Source organism: Polynucleobacter sp. AP-Capit-er-40B-B4, from assembly GCF_018882245.1.
Classification (GTDB): Bacteria; Pseudomonadota; Gammaproteobacteria; order Burkholderiales; family Burkholderiaceae; genus Polynucleobacter.
The window spans coordinates 857,613-872,864 of sequence record NZ_JACVOV010000001.1 but is presented as its reverse complement, the minus strand read 5'-3'; the positions used below and the strand labels follow the sequence as shown (position 1 = coordinate 872,864).

The 15,252-nt window shown below is 45.7% G+C and carries 29 protein-coding genes; all 29 read left to right on the top strand.

All coding sequences use genetic code 11. From position 1 onward, the window contains the following. Positions 1 to 7: 7 nt before the first annotated feature. The 29 genes from rplD (at position 8) to dsbD (ending at position 15,241) form a co-directional block, all read left to right on the top strand. Positions 8 to 628, top strand: coding sequence for a 50S ribosomal protein L4 (rplD, locus tag ICN19_RS04435; protein WP_011901901.1), 621 nt, complete (start codon positions 8 to 10; stop codon positions 626 to 628). Next, positions 625 to 939, top strand: a complete 315-nt coding sequence (rplW, locus tag ICN19_RS04430) for a 50S ribosomal protein L23 (RefSeq protein ID WP_068320111.1) — start codon at positions 625 to 627, stop codon at positions 937 to 939. The genes rplD and rplW overlap by 4 nt, the downstream gene beginning before the upstream one ends. Before the next feature lie 2 nt (positions 940 to 941). Next, positions 942 to 1,772 carry a 50S ribosomal protein L2 gene (rplB, locus tag ICN19_RS04425; protein WP_068320114.1) on the top strand — a complete coding sequence of 277 codons (831 nt, stop codon included), beginning with the start codon at positions 942 to 944 and terminating at the stop codon, positions 1,770 to 1,772. A 19-nt stretch (positions 1,773 to 1,791) separates the two neighbouring features. Next, entirely contained in the window at positions 1,792 to 2,070 is a 279-nt protein-coding gene (gene rpsS, locus ICN19_RS04420; RefSeq protein ID WP_046329379.1) for a 30S ribosomal protein S19, read from the top strand. A gap of 7 nt (positions 2,071 to 2,077) precedes the next feature. Next, entirely contained in the window at positions 2,078 to 2,410 is a 333-nt protein-coding gene (rplV, locus tag ICN19_RS04415) for a 50S ribosomal protein L22 (RefSeq protein ID WP_198929325.1), read from the top strand. An 8-nt stretch (positions 2,411 to 2,418) separates the two neighbouring features. After that, complete coding sequence (rpsC, locus tag ICN19_RS04410; RefSeq protein ID WP_068320116.1) at positions 2,419 to 3,246, top strand: 30S ribosomal protein S3; 828 nt, start codon at positions 2,419 to 2,421, stop codon at positions 3,244 to 3,246. A gap of 2 nt (positions 3,247 to 3,248) precedes the next feature. Then, positions 3,249 to 3,662: a 50S ribosomal protein L16 gene (rplP, locus tag ICN19_RS04405; RefSeq protein WP_011901907.1), complete on the top strand. Its 414-nt coding sequence runs from the start codon at positions 3,249 to 3,251 to the stop codon at positions 3,660 to 3,662. A 14-nt stretch (positions 3,663 to 3,676) separates the two neighbouring features. After that, complete coding sequence (rpmC, locus tag ICN19_RS04400) at positions 3,677 to 3,871, top strand: 50S ribosomal protein L29 (protein WP_068320118.1); 195 nt, start codon at positions 3,677 to 3,679, stop codon at positions 3,869 to 3,871. Between the two features lie 12 nt (positions 3,872 to 3,883). Continuing rightward, positions 3,884 to 4,153, top strand: coding sequence for a 30S ribosomal protein S17 (gene rpsQ / locus ICN19_RS04395; RefSeq protein WP_011901909.1), 270 nt, complete (start codon positions 3,884 to 3,886; stop codon positions 4,151 to 4,153). A 183-nt stretch (positions 4,154 to 4,336) separates the two neighbouring features. Beyond that, positions 4,337 to 4,705, top strand: coding sequence for a 50S ribosomal protein L14 (gene rplN, locus ICN19_RS04390; RefSeq protein ID WP_015420241.1), 369 nt, complete (start codon positions 4,337 to 4,339; stop codon positions 4,703 to 4,705). A gap of 9 nt (positions 4,706 to 4,714) precedes the next feature. Continuing rightward, complete coding sequence (gene rplX / locus ICN19_RS04385) at positions 4,715 to 5,023, top strand: 50S ribosomal protein L24 (RefSeq protein WP_011901911.1); 309 nt, start codon at positions 4,715 to 4,717, stop codon at positions 5,021 to 5,023. Between the two features lie 16 nt (positions 5,024 to 5,039). Further along, the gene (gene rplE, locus ICN19_RS04380; protein ID WP_046329383.1) at positions 5,040 to 5,582 is read left to right on the top strand and encodes a 50S ribosomal protein L5; all 543 of its coding nucleotides are present in this window, start codon (positions 5,040 to 5,042) and stop codon (positions 5,580 to 5,582) included. Positions 5,583 to 5,591: 9 nt separating this feature from the next. Further along, complete coding sequence (gene rpsN, locus ICN19_RS04375) at positions 5,592 to 5,897, top strand: 30S ribosomal protein S14 (RefSeq protein WP_071464445.1); 306 nt, start codon at positions 5,592 to 5,594, stop codon at positions 5,895 to 5,897. Between the two features lie 24 nt (positions 5,898 to 5,921). Then, the gene (rpsH, locus tag ICN19_RS04370) at positions 5,922 to 6,317 is read left to right on the top strand and encodes a 30S ribosomal protein S8 (protein ID WP_011901914.1); all 396 of its coding nucleotides are present in this window, start codon (positions 5,922 to 5,924) and stop codon (positions 6,315 to 6,317) included. 10 nt (positions 6,318 to 6,327) lie between these two features. Then, positions 6,328 to 6,861, top strand: coding sequence for a 50S ribosomal protein L6 (rplF, locus tag ICN19_RS04365; RefSeq protein WP_215360614.1), 534 nt, complete (start codon positions 6,328 to 6,330; stop codon positions 6,859 to 6,861). Between the two features lie 13 nt (positions 6,862 to 6,874). Next, positions 6,875 to 7,228, top strand: coding sequence for a 50S ribosomal protein L18 (gene rplR, locus ICN19_RS04360; RefSeq protein ID WP_215360615.1), 354 nt, complete (start codon positions 6,875 to 6,877; stop codon positions 7,226 to 7,228). Positions 7,229 to 7,246: 18 nt separating this feature from the next. Then, the gene (gene rpsE, locus ICN19_RS04355) at positions 7,247 to 7,765 is read left to right on the top strand and encodes a 30S ribosomal protein S5 (protein WP_011901917.1); all 519 of its coding nucleotides are present in this window, start codon (positions 7,247 to 7,249) and stop codon (positions 7,763 to 7,765) included. Between the two features lie 24 nt (positions 7,766 to 7,789). Beyond that, entirely contained in the window at positions 7,790 to 7,978 is a 189-nt protein-coding gene (gene rpmD / locus ICN19_RS04350) for a 50S ribosomal protein L30 (RefSeq protein WP_015420249.1), read from the top strand. Between the two features lie 27 nt (positions 7,979 to 8,005). Next, positions 8,006 to 8,446, top strand: a complete 441-nt coding sequence (gene rplO, locus ICN19_RS04345) for a 50S ribosomal protein L15 (RefSeq protein WP_216245913.1) — start codon at positions 8,006 to 8,008, stop codon at positions 8,444 to 8,446. Positions 8,447 to 8,463: 17 nt separating this feature from the next. Next, the gene (gene secY, locus ICN19_RS04340) at positions 8,464 to 9,801 is read left to right on the top strand and encodes a preprotein translocase subunit SecY (protein WP_216213241.1); all 1,338 of its coding nucleotides are present in this window, start codon (positions 8,464 to 8,466) and stop codon (positions 9,799 to 9,801) included. Positions 9,802 to 9,805: 4 nt separating this feature from the next. Beyond that, entirely contained in the window at positions 9,806 to 10,024 is a 219-nt protein-coding gene (gene infA / locus ICN19_RS04335; protein WP_068320132.1) for a translation initiation factor IF-1, read from the top strand. 33 nt (positions 10,025 to 10,057) lie between these two features. Next, positions 10,058 to 10,174: a 50S ribosomal protein L36 gene (gene rpmJ / locus ICN19_RS04330; protein ID WP_012357167.1), complete on the top strand. Its 117-nt coding sequence runs from the start codon at positions 10,058 to 10,060 to the stop codon at positions 10,172 to 10,174. Positions 10,175 to 10,198: 24 nt separating this feature from the next. Beyond that, entirely contained in the window at positions 10,199 to 10,564 is a 366-nt protein-coding gene (rpsM, locus tag ICN19_RS04325; RefSeq protein WP_015420253.1) for a 30S ribosomal protein S13, read from the top strand. Positions 10,565 to 10,582: 18 nt separating this feature from the next. Further along, positions 10,583 to 10,990, top strand: coding sequence for a 30S ribosomal protein S11 (gene rpsK / locus ICN19_RS04320; protein ID WP_015420254.1), 408 nt, complete (start codon positions 10,583 to 10,585; stop codon positions 10,988 to 10,990). A gap of 118 nt (positions 10,991 to 11,108) precedes the next feature. Further along, positions 11,109 to 11,732: a 30S ribosomal protein S4 gene (gene rpsD, locus ICN19_RS04315; RefSeq protein WP_068320135.1), complete on the top strand. Its 624-nt coding sequence runs from the start codon at positions 11,109 to 11,111 to the stop codon at positions 11,730 to 11,732. Positions 11,733 to 11,755: 23 nt separating this feature from the next. Next, positions 11,756 to 12,736 carry a DNA-directed RNA polymerase subunit alpha gene (rpoA, locus tag ICN19_RS04310; RefSeq protein WP_068320137.1) on the top strand — a complete coding sequence of 327 codons (981 nt, stop codon included), beginning with the start codon at positions 11,756 to 11,758 and terminating at the stop codon, positions 12,734 to 12,736. Between the two features lie 16 nt (positions 12,737 to 12,752). Further along, a complete protein-coding gene (gene rplQ, locus ICN19_RS04305) occupies positions 12,753 to 13,148 on the top strand; it encodes a 50S ribosomal protein L17 (RefSeq protein WP_068320139.1) in 396 nt (131 codons plus the stop codon). A 69-nt stretch (positions 13,149 to 13,217) separates the two neighbouring features. After that, positions 13,218 to 13,568 carry a divalent-cation tolerance protein CutA gene (gene cutA, locus ICN19_RS04300; protein WP_216245912.1) on the top strand — a complete coding sequence of 117 codons (351 nt, stop codon included), beginning with the start codon at positions 13,218 to 13,220 and terminating at the stop codon, positions 13,566 to 13,568. After that, the gene (gene dsbD, locus ICN19_RS04295; protein ID WP_216245911.1) at positions 13,565 to 15,241 is read left to right on the top strand and encodes a protein-disulfide reductase DsbD; all 1,677 of its coding nucleotides are present in this window, start codon (positions 13,565 to 13,567) and stop codon (positions 15,239 to 15,241) included. The genes cutA and dsbD overlap by 4 nt, the downstream gene beginning before the upstream one ends. The last annotated feature ends 11 nt before the right edge of the window (positions 15,242 to 15,252 follow it).

The following is a 15,252-nucleotide window of genomic DNA, read 5'->3' as shown; positions in this document are numbered from 1 at the left end:
AGCGAATATGGAACTTAAGCTTCTCCAGGACAACGGTACTTTAGGTGCAGGCGTACAAGCTTCACCAGAAGTATTCGAACGCGAATATAACGAAGCATTGGTACACCAAGTTGTAGTGGCTTACCAGGCAAATGCACGTAGCGGCAACCGTGCACAAAAAGACCGTGAGCAAGTTAAGCACACAACTAAGAAGCCTTGGCGTCAAAAAGGTACTGGTCGTGCACGTGCTGGTATGAGCTCTTCCCCGCTGTGGCGTGGAGGTGGTCGTATATTCCCGAATTCTCCAGAAGAGAATTTCAGCCAAAAAGTAAACAAGAAAATGTACCGCGCTGGTATGAGATCAATTTTGTCTCAGTTAGCTCGCGAAGGTCGTTTGAATGTTGTTGATCAATTCAGTCTCGACGCTCCAAAGACTAAAGTTTTAGCTGACAAAGTTAAAGCAATGGGCTTGGATTCAGTCTTGATTATTGTTGATCAGGTTAGCGAGAATTTGTACTTGGCATCACGTAACTTGCATAAAGTTGCTGTATGTGAGCCACAGCACGCTGATCCATTAGCTTTGGTTCAATACAAAAAAGTATTGGTAAGCAAAGCTGCGATCGCAAAAATTGAGGAGTTGCTGAAATGAGCCAAGTCCGTAAAAACGATCACAACCTAATGAGAGTCCTACTTGGACCGGTTATCTCTGAAAAAGCCACTATGGTTGCAGAGAAAAACGAACAAGTAGTTTTCCAAGTAGCTCGCGACGCAAACAAGAGCGATGTAAAACAAGCAGTTGAATTGCTCTTCAAAGTGCAAGTTGACTCAGTTCAAATCGTGAATCAAAAAGGTAAGCCTAAGCGCTATGGCCGTTTTGAAGGTCGTCGTGACCACACTAAGAAGGCCTACGTAAGCTTGAAGCCAGGTCAAGAAATTAACTTTGAAGCGGAGGCGAATTAATCATGCCTTTGATGAAAACAAAACCGACCTCACCAGGTCGTCGCTCAATGGTCAAGGTGGTCAATCCTGACCTCCATAAAGGTAAGCCTTTTGCACCATTGTTAGAGCCACAGTTTCAAAAAGCTGGCCGTAACAATAACGGTCACATCACTACCCGTCATAAAGGTGGTGGTCATAAGCATCACTATCGTGTTGTTGACTTCAAACGCAATGACAAAGATGGCATTCCAGCAAAAGTTGAACGCTTGGAATACGATCCAAACCGCAGTGCAAATATTGCATTGATCGTGTTTGCTGATGGTGAGCGTCGTTATATTCTGGCTGCAAAAGGCATGACTGTTGGTCAGGCGTTGATGAGTGGCTCTGAAGCCCCAATCAAGTCTGGTAACAACTTGCCGATTCGCAATATTCCAGTTGGTAGCACTATTCACTGTGTTGAAATCATGCCTGGCAAAGGTGCTCAAGTAGCACGTTCTGCTGGTGGTTCCGCAGTATTGTTAGCTCGTGAAGGCGTATACGCTCAGGTGCGTTTGCGCTCCGGTGAAGTTCGCCGTGTTCTGATTGATTGCCGCGCCACTATTGGTGAAGTTGGTAATGAAGAGCATAGCTTGCGCGTTATCGGTAAAGCTGGTGCAAATCGCTGGCGTGGTATTCGTCCAACCGTTCGCGGTGTGGCAATGAACCCAGTAGATCACCCACACGGTGGTGGTGAAGGTAGAACTGGCGAAGGCCGTGTACCTGTATCCCCATGGGGCACACCAACCAAAGGTTATCGTACACGTCGCAATAAGCGTACAACTTCGATGATCGTTCAACGTCGTCAAAAACGTTAAGCGACAAGGATAAATAGATATGACACGTTCAGCTAAAAAAGGCCCATTTTGCGAAGCCAGCTTAGTAAATAAAGTTGAAGTCGCACAAGCCAACAAAGACAAAAAACCGATCAAAACTTGGTCACGCCGTTCAACAATCCTCCCAGACTTTATTGGTTTGACGATTGCTGTACATAACGGTCGTCAACACGTTCCGGTATATGTATCAGAAAACATGGTGGGTCATAAGTTAGGCGAATTTGCCTTGACCCGTACTTTCAAAGGTCACGCTGCTGACAAGAAAGTAACGAAGAAGTAAGGGGATGATGATGGAAGTTAAAGCTATTCACAAGGGTGCCCGCATTTCTGCGCAAAAGACTCGTTTGGTCGCTGACCAAATTCGTGGTTTGCCGATTGCCCGCGCATTAAACATTTTGAACTTCAGCCCCAAGAAAGCTGCCTTCATTGTGAAGAAAGTTGTTGAGTCCGCAGTGGCCAACGCTGAACACAATAAAGGTGCTGACATTGATGAGCTCAAGGTTTCAGCAATTATTGTTGATAAAGGCACTTCATTGAAGCGCTTTACCGCACGCGCTAAGGGTCGTGGAAATCAAATTGAAAAACAAACTTGTCACATTAGCGTGACCTTGAGTAACTAAGGAAAGATATGGGACAAAAGATAAACCCAACCGGATTCCGACTCGCGGTAACGAAGAATTGGACATCACGTTGGTATGCAAACAATACTGACTTCGCAAAGATGTTGAAAGAGGACGTTGACGTTCGCATCTATCTGAAGAAGAAGTTGAAAAATGCATCCGTAAGTAAAGTAGTTATCGAGCGTCCTGCAAAGAATGCACGTATTACTATCTATAGCTCACGTCCAGGCGTTGTAATCGGTAAAAAGGGCGAAGATATTGAAGTTCTCCGCCGCGAACTACAAAAGCGTATGGGCGTTCCAGTTCACGTGAACATCGAAGAAATTCGTAAGCCTGAAGTTGACGCGCAATTGATCGCTGACTCTATTACTCAACAGTTAGAGAAGCGCATCATGTTCCGCCGTGCAATGAAGCGTGCAATGCAAAACGCAATGCGTTTAGGCGCACAAGGCATCAAGATCATGTCATCTGGTCGTTTGAATGGTGCTGAAATTGCTCGTCGCGAATGGTACCGTGAAGGTCGCGTTCCACTTCATACATTGAAGGCTGATATTGATTACGCAACTTCAGAAGCGGAAACAACATACGGCATCATCGGTGTAAAAGTTTGGGTATACAAAGGCGACACATTAGGTCGTGGTGCAGAAGCTCAAGTTGCTGCACAAGCTGCTGAACCAGCTGCCGAAGAAAAGAAAACTCGTCGTGCTCCAAGCAAGACAGCTGCTCGTAAACCAGCTGCTGGCACAGACAAGCCATTAGTTGCTGCTAAACCAGCAGTAAAGCGTGTGCGTAAGGTTGAAACACCTGCCGCAGATACGCAGAAGTCAGGAGAGTAAGCATGCTACAACCAAAGCGTCGCAAGTATCGTAAGGAACAAAAAGGCCGTAACACTGGCGTGGCAACACGCGGTAGTTCTGTAGCCTTTGGTGACTTTGGATTGAAGGCCGTTGGCCGTGGTCGTTTGACTGCTCGTCAAATTGAGTCAGCACGTCGTGCAATGACTCGTCACATTAAACGTGGTGGCCGTATTTGGATTCGCATTTTCCCAGATAAGCCAATTTCACAAAAACCTGCTGAAGTACGTATGGGTAACGGTAAAGGTAATCCAGAGTACTACGTAGCTGAAATTCAACCAGGCAAAGTGCTCTACGAGATGGACGGTGTTGATGAGCAATTGGCGCGCGAAGCTTTCAAGCTTGCTGCTGCTAAGTTGCCTTTACAGACCACTTTCGTGATTCGCCACTTAGGTTGATCGGGATAGAGATTATGAAAAATACAGAATTAGCTTCAAAAGATCTGAACGCTTTAAATGCAGAGTTAACCGAGTTGCTTAAGACCGGTTTCAAGCTCCGCATGCAAAAAGGCACTCAGCAACTCACAAATACCAGCCAATTGGGTAAAAATAAGCGCGACATCGCTCGTGTGAAGACTTTTATCGCCCAAAAGACTGCACAGAAATAAGGAAAAAGGGATATGACAGAATTATCTAAACCCTTGCGCCGCACCCTTGTGGGCCGCGTCGTTAGCGACAAAATGCAAAAAACTGTGACGGTGTTGGTTGAGCGTCAAGTTAAGCATCCGGTGATTGGTAAGTACGTTGGCCAGTCTAAAAAGTACCACGCTCATGATGAAGCTGGCACATACAAGATGGGTGATACCGTTGAAATTGCTGAATCTAAGCCAATTTCACGCACTAAATCTTGGGTTGTGACCCGTTTAGTTGAGGCTTCAAAGGGTATTTAAAGAAATATTAGGGATTTTGGCGAAGATTCTTCCCAAATCCCTGTTTTACGTAGTAGAATAGAAGGCTTCTCTGGTTTTATTGGAGAAGCAGTGTTTTTCATTAATTCCGGGTTTTAACTTTCGTTAAAGCCCATAGACGGAACCAAGACTGTTTGCCTTTGGCCAATAAGTTGGGGATTAGAAATGATACAAACCGAAAGTAGATTACAGGTTGCCGATAACACAGGCGCCAGTGAAGTATTGTGCATCAAGGTATTGGGCGGCTCTAAGCGTCGTTACGCCAGTATCGGTGATGTCATTAAAGTGACTGTAAAGTCCGCTGCTCCACGTGGCCGTGTAAAAAAAGGTGACATTTATAACGCCGTAGTAGTGAGAACTGCTAAGGGTGTTCGCCGTCCAGATGGTTCATTGATTAAGTTCGATGGCAACGCTGCGGTATTGCTCAACGCTAAGTTAGAGCCAATTGGCACACGTATCTTCGGACCAGTTACACGCGAATTGCGTACTGAGAAGTTCATGAAGATCGTTTCTCTCGCCCCCGAAGTTATTTAAGAGGCTGATATGAAAAAGATTCGTAAAGGTGATTCCGTAGTTCTGTTGACTGGCCGCGATAAGGGCAAGCAAGGAACTGTTACAGCCGTTCTCGAGAACAAGTTAGTAATCGAAGGCGTAAACATTTATAAAAAGAGCGTTAAGCCAAATCCAGCAGCCGGTGTTACTGGCGGCATGATTGACAAGACGATGCCTGTTCACATTTCTAATGTGGCTGTGGTTGACGGTAACGGCAAACCATCACGTGTTGGTATCAAACTCGTGGACGGTAAAAAGCAACGTTTCCTCAAAACCACTGGCGCAACTTTAAGCGCATAAGGGGCACGGAGAAATTATGAGCACACGTTTTCAAGAGCACTATCAAGCTAAAGTTGTTGCTGATTTGATCGCCAAATTTGGTTACAAGTCAGTAATGGAAGTTCCACGTATCACTAAGGTAACCCTGAACATGGGCTTAGGCGATGCAGTGAACGACAAAAAGATTATCGAAAATGCAGTTGGCGATTTAACTAAAGTTGCAGGCCAAAAGCCAGTCGTAACTAAAGCTAAAAAGGCGATTGCAGGTTTCAAAATTCGTCAAGGCTACCCAATCGGTGCCATGGTGACATTGCGTGGTGCACGCATGTACGAATTCTTGGACCGTTTCGTTACTGTTGCATTGCCACGCGTACGTGACTTCCGCGGTATTTCTGGCAAAGCATTTGACGGCCGTGGTAACTACAACATTGGCGTTAAAGAACAGATTATTTTCCCTGAAATCGAATACGACAAAATTGATGCCCTCCGTGGTCTCAATATCAGTATTACGACGACTGCTAAAACCGACGAAGAAGCAAAAGCTTTGTTGGCAGCATTCAAATTCCCTTTCCGCAATTAAGAGGCTAACGTGGCAAAACTATCCCTGATTGAGCGCGAGAATAAGCGCGCAAAAACTGTAGAGAAGTACGCTGCCAAGCGTGCTGAACTCAAAGCGATCATTGCTGATCAATCACGCAGCGATGAAGAGCGCTATGAAGCTCGCTTGAAGCTACAGGCACTTCCACGTAACGCAAGCCCGATTCGTCAAAGAAATCGTTGTTCATTAACCGGTCGCCCACGTGGCACATTCCGTAAATTCGGTTTGGCTCGTAGCAAGATTCGTGAAATCGCCTTCCGTGGCGAAATCCCCGGTTTAACCAAGGCCAGCTGGTAAGCGGCGAAAGAATTAGGAGAACTCATGAGTATCAGCGATCCAATCGCCGACATGTTGACAAGGATCCGCAATGCGCAAGCAGTGCAGAAACCCGTAGTCTTGATGCCGTCGTCAAAAGTTAAAGTAGCCATCGCAAAAGTTTTGCAAGATGAAGGCTATATCGAAAGTTTCGAAATCAAAGGTGAAGCAGCTAAGCCAGTGCTGCACATTGATCTCAAATACTATGCAGGCCGTCCTGTTATCGAGCGTATCGACCGTGTATCTACACCAAGTCTGCGTATCTATAAAGGCCGTCATGACATTCCAGAAGTAATGAATGGCTTGGGCATTGCAATTATTTCAACCCCTCAAGGCGTAATGACAGACCGTAAAGCACGTGCAACAGGCGTGGGCGGCGAAGTTATTTGCTACGTAGCTTAAGGAGCGAAATATGTCCCGCGTAGGTAAATCACCAATTACAGTTCCTAAAGGCGCTGAAATCAGCATCAACGGTGCAAACATTACTGTTAAAGGTCCTTTGGGCACTTTGACACATAACTTGCATCCTTCTGTTGGTTTGAAACAAGAAGATGGCGTATTGACAGTTGTTTTAAATAACGACTCACCAGAAGCTGGTGCACAGTCAGGTACAGCACGTGCTTTAGTTAACAACATGGTTGTTGGCGTAACTGCTGGCTTTGAGCGCAAGCTCAGCTTAGTAGGCGTTGGTTACCGTGCTGCTGCTCAAGGCGAAACATTGAAGTTGCAGTTAGGTTTCTCACACGACATTATTTACAACCTGCCAAAGGGTGTGAAGGCTGAGACTCCAACTCAAACTGAAATCATTATCAAAGGTTCCAACAAGCAGCAAGTTGGCCAGGTCGCAGCTGAAGTTCGCGCATACCGTTCACCAGAGCCATATAAAGGCAAGGGTGTTCGCTACGTGGATGAGGTTGTGCATCTGAAAGAAACTAAGAAGAAGTAAGCGAGATTAGAAAATGAATAAAGACGAATCCAGACAAAGACGCGCTAGGCAGACTCGTATTCGCATTGCCGAGGCATTGGCAAATCGCTTAACAGTTATCCGTAGCAATACTCATATTTCTGCCCAGGTTTACAGCCCATGCGGAACCAAGGTTGTAGCGGCTGCTTCAACAATGGAAAAAGATTTGCGCCAAGCGATCAAAAACGGCGGCAACGCTGAAGCGGCAAAACAAATCGGCAAGTTAGTTGCTGAGCGTGCTGTGAAGGCAGGCGTTGTTGATGTTGCTTTTGATCGTTCCGGTCATCGTTACCACGGCCGTATTAAGGCCTTAGCTGAAGCTGCGCGTGAAGCCGGCCTGAAGTTCTAATAGGGTTTAGGAAAAAACATGGCAAAAATGCAAACTAAGATGCAAAACGAAGAGCGTGATGATGGTCTTCGCGAGAAGATGATCGCTGTTAATCGTGTAACTAAAGTGGTTAAGGGTGGTCGTATTCTCGGCTTCGCTGCACTCACTGTAGTTGGCGATGGCGATGGCCGCATCGGTATGGGCAAAGGCAAGTCAAAAGAAGTTCCAGTTGCTGTTCAAAAAGCAATGGACGAAGCTCGTCGCAAGATGATCAAGGTTACTTTGCGTAAAGGTACCTTGCAGCACACCGTTACTGGCCAACATGGCGCGTCACGCGTTTTGATTTCTCCAGCTAAAGACGGTACTGGAATTATTGCCGGCGGCCCAATGCGCGCAATTTTCGACGTAATGGGTGTAACTAACGTGGTTGCTAAGTCACTCGGCTCTACAAACCCATATAACTTGGTTCGCGCAACCATTGATGGTTTGAGCAAGATGAGTACTCCTGCTGAGATTGCTGCTAAGCGCGGTAAGTCAGTTGAAGAGATTCTCGGCTAAGACCAAAAGATTAGGAATCTATAAATGACAACATCTAACTCCAAAGTCAAACTGCAATTAGTGCGCAGCTTGATCGGTACACGCGAAAGCCACCGTGCAACTGTACGTGGCTTAGGCCTTGGTCGTATCAATTCAGTTTCTGAATTGGAAGACACTCCAGCTGTTCGCGGCATGATTAATAAAGTTTCTTATCTAGTTAAAGTCATTGGCTAATAACTAGCAAGTAAATAGGCGAAGAATATGCAACTCAACACAATTAAACCTGCAGAAGGCTCTAAGAAAAACCGTCGTCGCGTTGGTCGCGGCATTGGTTCTGGTCTTGGTAAAACTGCTGGCCGTGGTCACAAAGGTCAAAAATCCCGTTCTGGTGGTTTCCACAAGGTTGGATTTGAAGGCGGACAGATGCCTATGTATCGTCGTTTGCCAAAGCGCGGTTTCGTGTCTTTGACACGTCGTCACGTTGGTCAAATTACTTTGAACGACTTAGCAAAAATCAACTTGCCAGAAGTGGACCTCTTGGTATTGAAGGCTCATGGCTTTGCTGGTGAGCAGATCAATGCGATTAAGGTTATCAAGACTGGCGAAATCAAGATTGCTGTAACCCTCAAGGGCATCACAGCAACTGCCGGCGCTAAGGCAGCTATTGAAGCAGCTGGCGGCAAATTGGTTGAATTGGCTTAATAGGTCTTTTAGTAGATATGGCATTAGCACCTACCAATAACGCAAGCACCCCAGCAGCAGGTGGCAAGTTTGGCGAATTACGCCAACGCTTAGTCTTCCTGGTGTTGGCTTTGCTCGTGTTCCGTTTGGGTGCACATATTCCAGTTCCTGGAATCGACCCAGACCAATTGGCACAGTTATTTTCTGGCCAAAAAGACGGTATTTTGGGAATGTTCAATCTATTCTCAGGCGGCGCTTTATCTCGCTTCACTGTTTTTGCCTTGGGAATCATGCCGTATATTTCTGCATCGATCATCATGCAGTTAATGACCATCGTTGTGCCTTCTTTAGAAGCTTTGAAGAAAGAAGGTCAAGCTGGTCAACGTAAGATTACTCAGTACACACGCTACGGCACTGTGCTCTTGGCAACATTCCAAGCATTGGGTATTTCCGTTGCTTTGCAGGCTCAGCCAGGTTTGGTTATCAACCCAGGTTTGATGTTTGAGTTGAACACTGTAGTAACTTTGGTTACCGGCACGATGTTCTTAATGTGGCTTGGTGAGCAAATTACCGAGCGTGGTCTTGGTAACGGTATTTCCATCATTATTTTCGGCGGCATTGTTTCTGGTCTGCCGAATGCATTAGCAAGCTTATTAGAGTTAGTTCGTACTGGCTCAATGAATATTATTTCTGCAATGCTCATCGTTGTGATTTGCGTAGCAGTGACTTATTTTGTAGTGTTTGTAGAGCGCGGCCAGCGCCGTATCTTGGTCAACTACGCTAAGCGTCAAGTTGGTAACAAGATCTACGGTGGCCAATCTTCTTACTTCCCGTTGAAGTTGAATATGGCAGGCGTTATTCCTCCAATTTTTGCTTCATCAATTATTTTGTTCCCTGCAACGATTGCTGGCTGGTTTACTTCAGGCGAGCCAACCAATATGTTCAGCAGAATTATTAAAGACTTGGCTGCTACTTTGGCACCAGGACAACCTGTGTACACAATTTTGTACGCAGCTGCGATCATCTTCTTCTGTTTCTTCTATACCGCATTGGTATTTAACAGCCGCGATACGGCTGAGAACCTAAAGAAGAGTGGTGCTTTTGTTCCGGGTATTCGTCCAGGCGATCAAACAGCGCGTTACATCGACAAGATCTTGGTGCGCTTGACTCTAGCTGGTGCAATTTATATGGTTCTGGTTTGCTTGTTGCCAGAATTCTTGGTGTTGAAGTACAACGTACCGTTCTATTTCGGTGGTACTTCATTGTTAATTATTGTTGTTGTTGCAATGGATTTCATGGCTCAAGTTCAGTCATTCGTTATGCAACAGCAATACGGCTCTTTGATGAAAAAAGCCAACTTTAAGATGGGCGCTTAACTGAATGTCTAAAGACGATGTAATTCAGATGGCGGGAGAAGTTGTAGAGAATTTGCCGAACGCGATGTTTCGCGTGAAGCTTGAAAACGGACATGTGGTTCTAGGGCACATTTCTGGAAAGATGCGGATGCACTATATCCGTATTTTGCCGGGAGACAAGGTGACGGTGGAGATGACTCCTTACGACCTGACGCGCGCCAGAATCATTTTCCGTGCGAAGTAAAGATTAGTAGTACCTATTTTTAAGAGGTGAGTTATGAAAGTTTTAGCATCCGTTAAGTGTATTTGCAGAAATTGCAAGATCATTAAGCGCAAACGCGTTGTGCGCGTGATCTGTTCTTCAGACGCACGTCATAAGCAGCGTCAAGGCTGATCTGGTTAATTAAGAGGAAATCTCATGGCACGTATCGCTGGGGTAAACATCCCAAATCATCAACATACTGTTATCGGTTTAACAGCAATTTTTGGCATTGGCACAACTCGTGCACGCAAAATTTGTGAAACTACAGGTGTTGCAATCGACAAAAAAGTTAAAGACCTTACTGACGGTGACTTGGAAAAGTTGCGTGATGAAGTAGGTAAGTTCATTACTGAAGGTGACCTTCGTCGTGAAGTAACTATGAGCATCAAGCGTTTGATGGACTTAGGTTGCTACCGCGGTGTTCGTCATCGTAAGGGCTTGCCTGTACGTGGTCAACGTACTAAGACTAACGCGCGTACCCGTAAGGGCCCACGTAAGTCTGGCGTGCAACTGAAGAAATAATCAAGAAAGTTTATTGACATGGCAAAACAACAATCCGCTTCCGCCGCTTCACAGCGCGCTCGTAAAAAGGTTAAAAAGAACGTTGCTGACGGTATTGCACACGTTCACGCTTCTTTTAATAACACCATTATTACGATCACTGATCGTCAAGGAAACGCGCTTTCATGGGCAACTTCTGGCGGCCAGGGTTTCAAAGGCTCACGTAAATCAACACCTTTTGCTGCTCAGGTAGCTGCAGAAGTTGCTGGTAAGACAGCCATTGAATGCGGTATCAAGAACTTGGAAGTTCAGATCAAAGGCCCAGGCCCAGGTCGTGAATCAGCAGTACGTGCATTGAACTCATTGGGCATCAAGATCACTGAGATTCAAGACGTAACTCCAGTTCCACACAATGGTTGCCGTCCTCCAAAGCGTCGTCGTATTTAAGCTTGGAAGTTGGCAGTACAACAGTTTCAGTAGTTTTTTATTAAAGCCCACTGTTCGCCTGATTTAAAGGGCGAACTCACCGCCGGTCGCAAGACTGCGGCAAAGAAAGGAAAGCATCGTGGCACGTTACTTAGGGCCTAAGGCCAAATTAGCACGTCGGGAAGGTACCGACTTATTTTTAAAGAGCGCACGTCGCGCCCTGTCAGACAAGTGCAAGTTAGATACTAAGCCTGGTCAACATGGCCGTACATCTGGCTCAAGAACATCTGATTACGGTAATCAATTGCGTGAAAAGCAAAAGGTTAAGCGTATCTATGGCGTATTAGAGCGTCAATTCCGTCGTTACTTCGCAGAAGCTGAGCGTCGTAAGGGCAATACTGGTGAGACATTGCTCCAGTTGCTTGAGTCACGTTTAGACAACGTGGTTTATCGCATGGGCTTTGGGTCAACACGCGCTGAAGCACGTCAGTTGGTTTCTCATTGCGCAATTTTGCTCAATGGTAACCCTGTAAATATTCCATCTATTCAGGTTAAGCCTGGTGATGTAGTTGCTATTCGTGAAAAAGCGAAGAAGCAAGCGCGTATTACAGAATCACTCAATTTGGTTGGGCAAATGGCAGCTGTTACTTGGGTTTCAGTTGACGCAGCCAAGCTCGAGGGAACATTTAAGCAAGTGCCTGACCGTGAAGATATTAGCGGTGAAATTAATGAAAGTTTGATCGTCGAATTGTATTCACGCTAATTAGGCACTCTCAAGGAAAAAATATGCAAACAAATTTGCTCAAGCCAAAGATTATTTCTGTTGAAGCGCTTACCGCCAACCAAGCTAAGGTTGTTATGGAGCCGTTCGAGCGTGGCTATGGCCACACACTCGGAAATGCATTACGTCGTGTACTTTTGTCCTCGATGGTTGGTTATGCGCCAACTGAAGTAGCAATTGCTGGTGTTGTTCATGAGTACTCCACATTGGATGGAGTTCAAGAGGACGTAGTTAACCTTTTGTTGAACCTCAAAGGTATCGTATTTAAGTTGCAGTCACGTGACGAAGTTACTATCAATTTGCGTAAAGAAGGTCCAGGCGTTGTTACTGCAAAAGATATCGATTTGCCACATGATGTAGAAATCATGAACCCTGATCATGTGATCGCTCACTTGTCTGCTGGTGGCAAGTTGGATATGCAGATCAAGGTTGAAAAAGGCCGCGGTTATGTTCCAGGTAACGTACGTCAATACAACGACGAAGCTACTAAGATCATTGGCCGTATCGTGTTGGATGCTTCATTCAGCCCGGTAAGCCGTGTTAGCTATGCTGTTGAATCTGCTCGTGTTGAGCAACGTACTGACCTTGATCGTCTCGTAATGACTATCGAAACAAACGGTGTGTTGTCTCCAGAAGAGGCTATTCGTCAAGCAGCTAGCATTTTGGTTGATCAATTAGTTGTATTCGCAGCTCTTGAGAGCAGCGAAGTTTCTGGTGATTTGGCACCAAGCCGCTCTTCAATGGTTGATCCAATGTTGATGCGTCCAGTAGATGACCTCGAATTGACAGTTCGCTCTGCAAACTGCTTGAAGGCTGAGAACATTTACTACATCGGTGACTTGATTCAACGTACAGAGAATGAATTGTTGAAGACGCCTAATCTAGGTCGTAAATCTTTGAATGAAATCAAAGATGTATTAGCGGCTCGTGGCTTAAGTCTTGGCATGAAACTCGAAAGCTGGCCTCCAGCTAACCTCGAGAAATAATTAGAAAGGAAGCATCATGCGTCACGGAAACGGCTTACGCAAACTAAACAGAACATCATCACATCGCTTGGCGATGCTGCGCAACATGTCCAATTCGCTTTTGGAGCACGAAGTCATTAAAACGACTTTGCCAAAAGCTAAAGAATTGCGCATGGTTGTTGAGCCTTTGATTACCTTGGGTAAAAAAGATAACTTAGCAAACCGTCGCTTAGCATTCAATCGCACACGTGATCGCGATATCGTTGCCAAGCTCTTTACAGAACTCGGCCCACGCTACGCAACACGTCCAGGTGGCTACCTTCGTATTTTGAAGTTTGGCTTCCGTCATGGCGACAATGCACCAATGGCTTTGGTTGAGTTGGTAGATCGCCCAGAAGTTGATGAAACAGCAGTAGTAGCTGAAGAAGCTTAAGTCTCACGGTTACAGTAAAAAGCCAGGCTTCGGTCTGGCTTTTTTCATTTATCAGGTTATAAATACAGAATGTCTGAAAACGCTTCATTCAATCCCAGCAAGCTTTTGGTGGTGCTAACCAGCCTGCCAAGTGCCGAGGTCGCCAAGAGCATGGCTTTTGCATTGGTTGAAAAGAATTTAGCTGCCTGCGTGCAGCTGACTGAGGGCATTCAATCGATCTATCGCTGGGAAGGCAAGATTTGCGAAGAGCAAGAAGTTCTGCTTGCTGCAAAAACTACAGCCAGTAAATGGGTGGAAATTTCTAGTTTCATTCAGAGGCAACATCCCTATGACTTGCCGGAAATATTAGCTTTTTCTCCTGAGCAATATGAAGGGCAGTACGGCAAGTGGGTAGAGTCTGAGGTAAATTCGAAGTCATGAAATTACATTCTTTCTTGGTAAAAATTTTTGCACTCTTACTTTTTATCTCGGCACAAGTATTTGCTGCGCAAGATTTCTTGCCCCCAGAAAAAGCGTTTCGAGTAGAGGCCACTTGGCTAGAAAATTCCAATCAAATTGAACTAGAATTTTTACCTGCCAAAGGCTATTACATTTATCAAGAGTCTTTGAAGTTTCAAGCGGGCTCACAGGCTGGGAAGCTAGATAATATAAGGCCTTCACTGCCAACGGGCATAGAGAAGTTTGATGAAACTTTCCAAAAAAAGCTGCAGGTATACAAAGAGCCTTTCTTGGTTTTTCTAGAGATCAAGTCGTCAGCTGGACAGCCCGTTCATTTGGAGGTTGCCCTTCAAGGTTGTGCTGAGGCTGGTATTTGCTATCCACCCATGACCCTCAAATTTTTACTTGCTGGTCCTGGCGTGAAAGCAGCACCAATTCCAGATGTATTGGATGGCGCCCCTTCATCTAACTTAAAGGCGAACGACGAATTTAGTTTGACGGATTTATGGCGTGAGCGTGACGACGTTAATGCCATCAGTCGCTTTTTAGAAAGCACTTCGACCACTTATTTATTTCTAGCTTTCTTTGTATTGGGCTTGGCATTGGCATTTACGCCTTGCGTACTTCCTATGCTGCCGATCTTGTCGAGCGTTATCTTCGGCACTCAGGGTGGCAAAGCCATCTCCAAGGGTCGTGCAAGCGCTTTAGCGCTTGCATACGTCTTAGGTATGGCGTTGGTATATGCCTTGGCTGGCGTACTCATGGCGGCCCTAGGGGGCAGCGTACAACGCGCCCTGCAAAGCCCATTTGCGCTCGCCACTTTTGCCTTATTGCTATTAGTCCTGTCTGGCAGTCTATTTGGCTTATATGACCTGCGTTTACCCCAATCGTGGCATCAGCATGTTGATAGGCTGGCAGGGCGTCAAAAGGGCGGTAGCGTATTTGGCGCCTTTGCATTGGGCGGTATTTCTACCTTGGTAGCCAGCCCGTGTATCACAGCTCCTTTAGCAGGCGTTTTGGCCTTTATTGCCCAAACCGGTTCTATAAGTTTGGGTGCGGGCTTACTCTTTGTGATGGCACTAGGAATGGGGCTACCGCTGCTATTTATCGCTGTTGAAGCCCGCATTTTGATTCCTTCTACTGGGATCTGGATGGTGTGGTTGCAGCGTACTTTGGGCGTATTGCTGGTTGCTACCGCAGCTTGGATTGCGTCACCATTGCTGCAAACGAATGATGTTGCGGGAAGCGCAAAAACAGTCAACGGTCAAAGCATTCATCAGGTTGGAGAATTGGCTTTTGTAGTGATTCGGTCACCGGCACAGCTTGATGCTCAATTGAGCAAAGCCAAAGAAGAAAAGAAATTAGTGCTCCTCGATTTTTATGCAGACTGGTGTATTAGCTGTAAAGAAATGGAAGTGAATACTTTTGCTAATCCAGAGGTTAGCAAGGAGCTAAAGCAGTTTGTTTTATTGCAGGCTGACGTCACTGCAAATAGCCCTGAGAACCAGGCATTACTTAAGCGCTTTGGATTATTTGGCCCCCCAGGTATTTTGATCTTTGATCAAAATTCTCAAGAGCAAAAAGATCAACGTGTCATTGGTTATATGCCGCCGCAGCGTTTTATTGAACGCTTAAGAAACGTATTGAAAAACTAAAGTAGCTATAT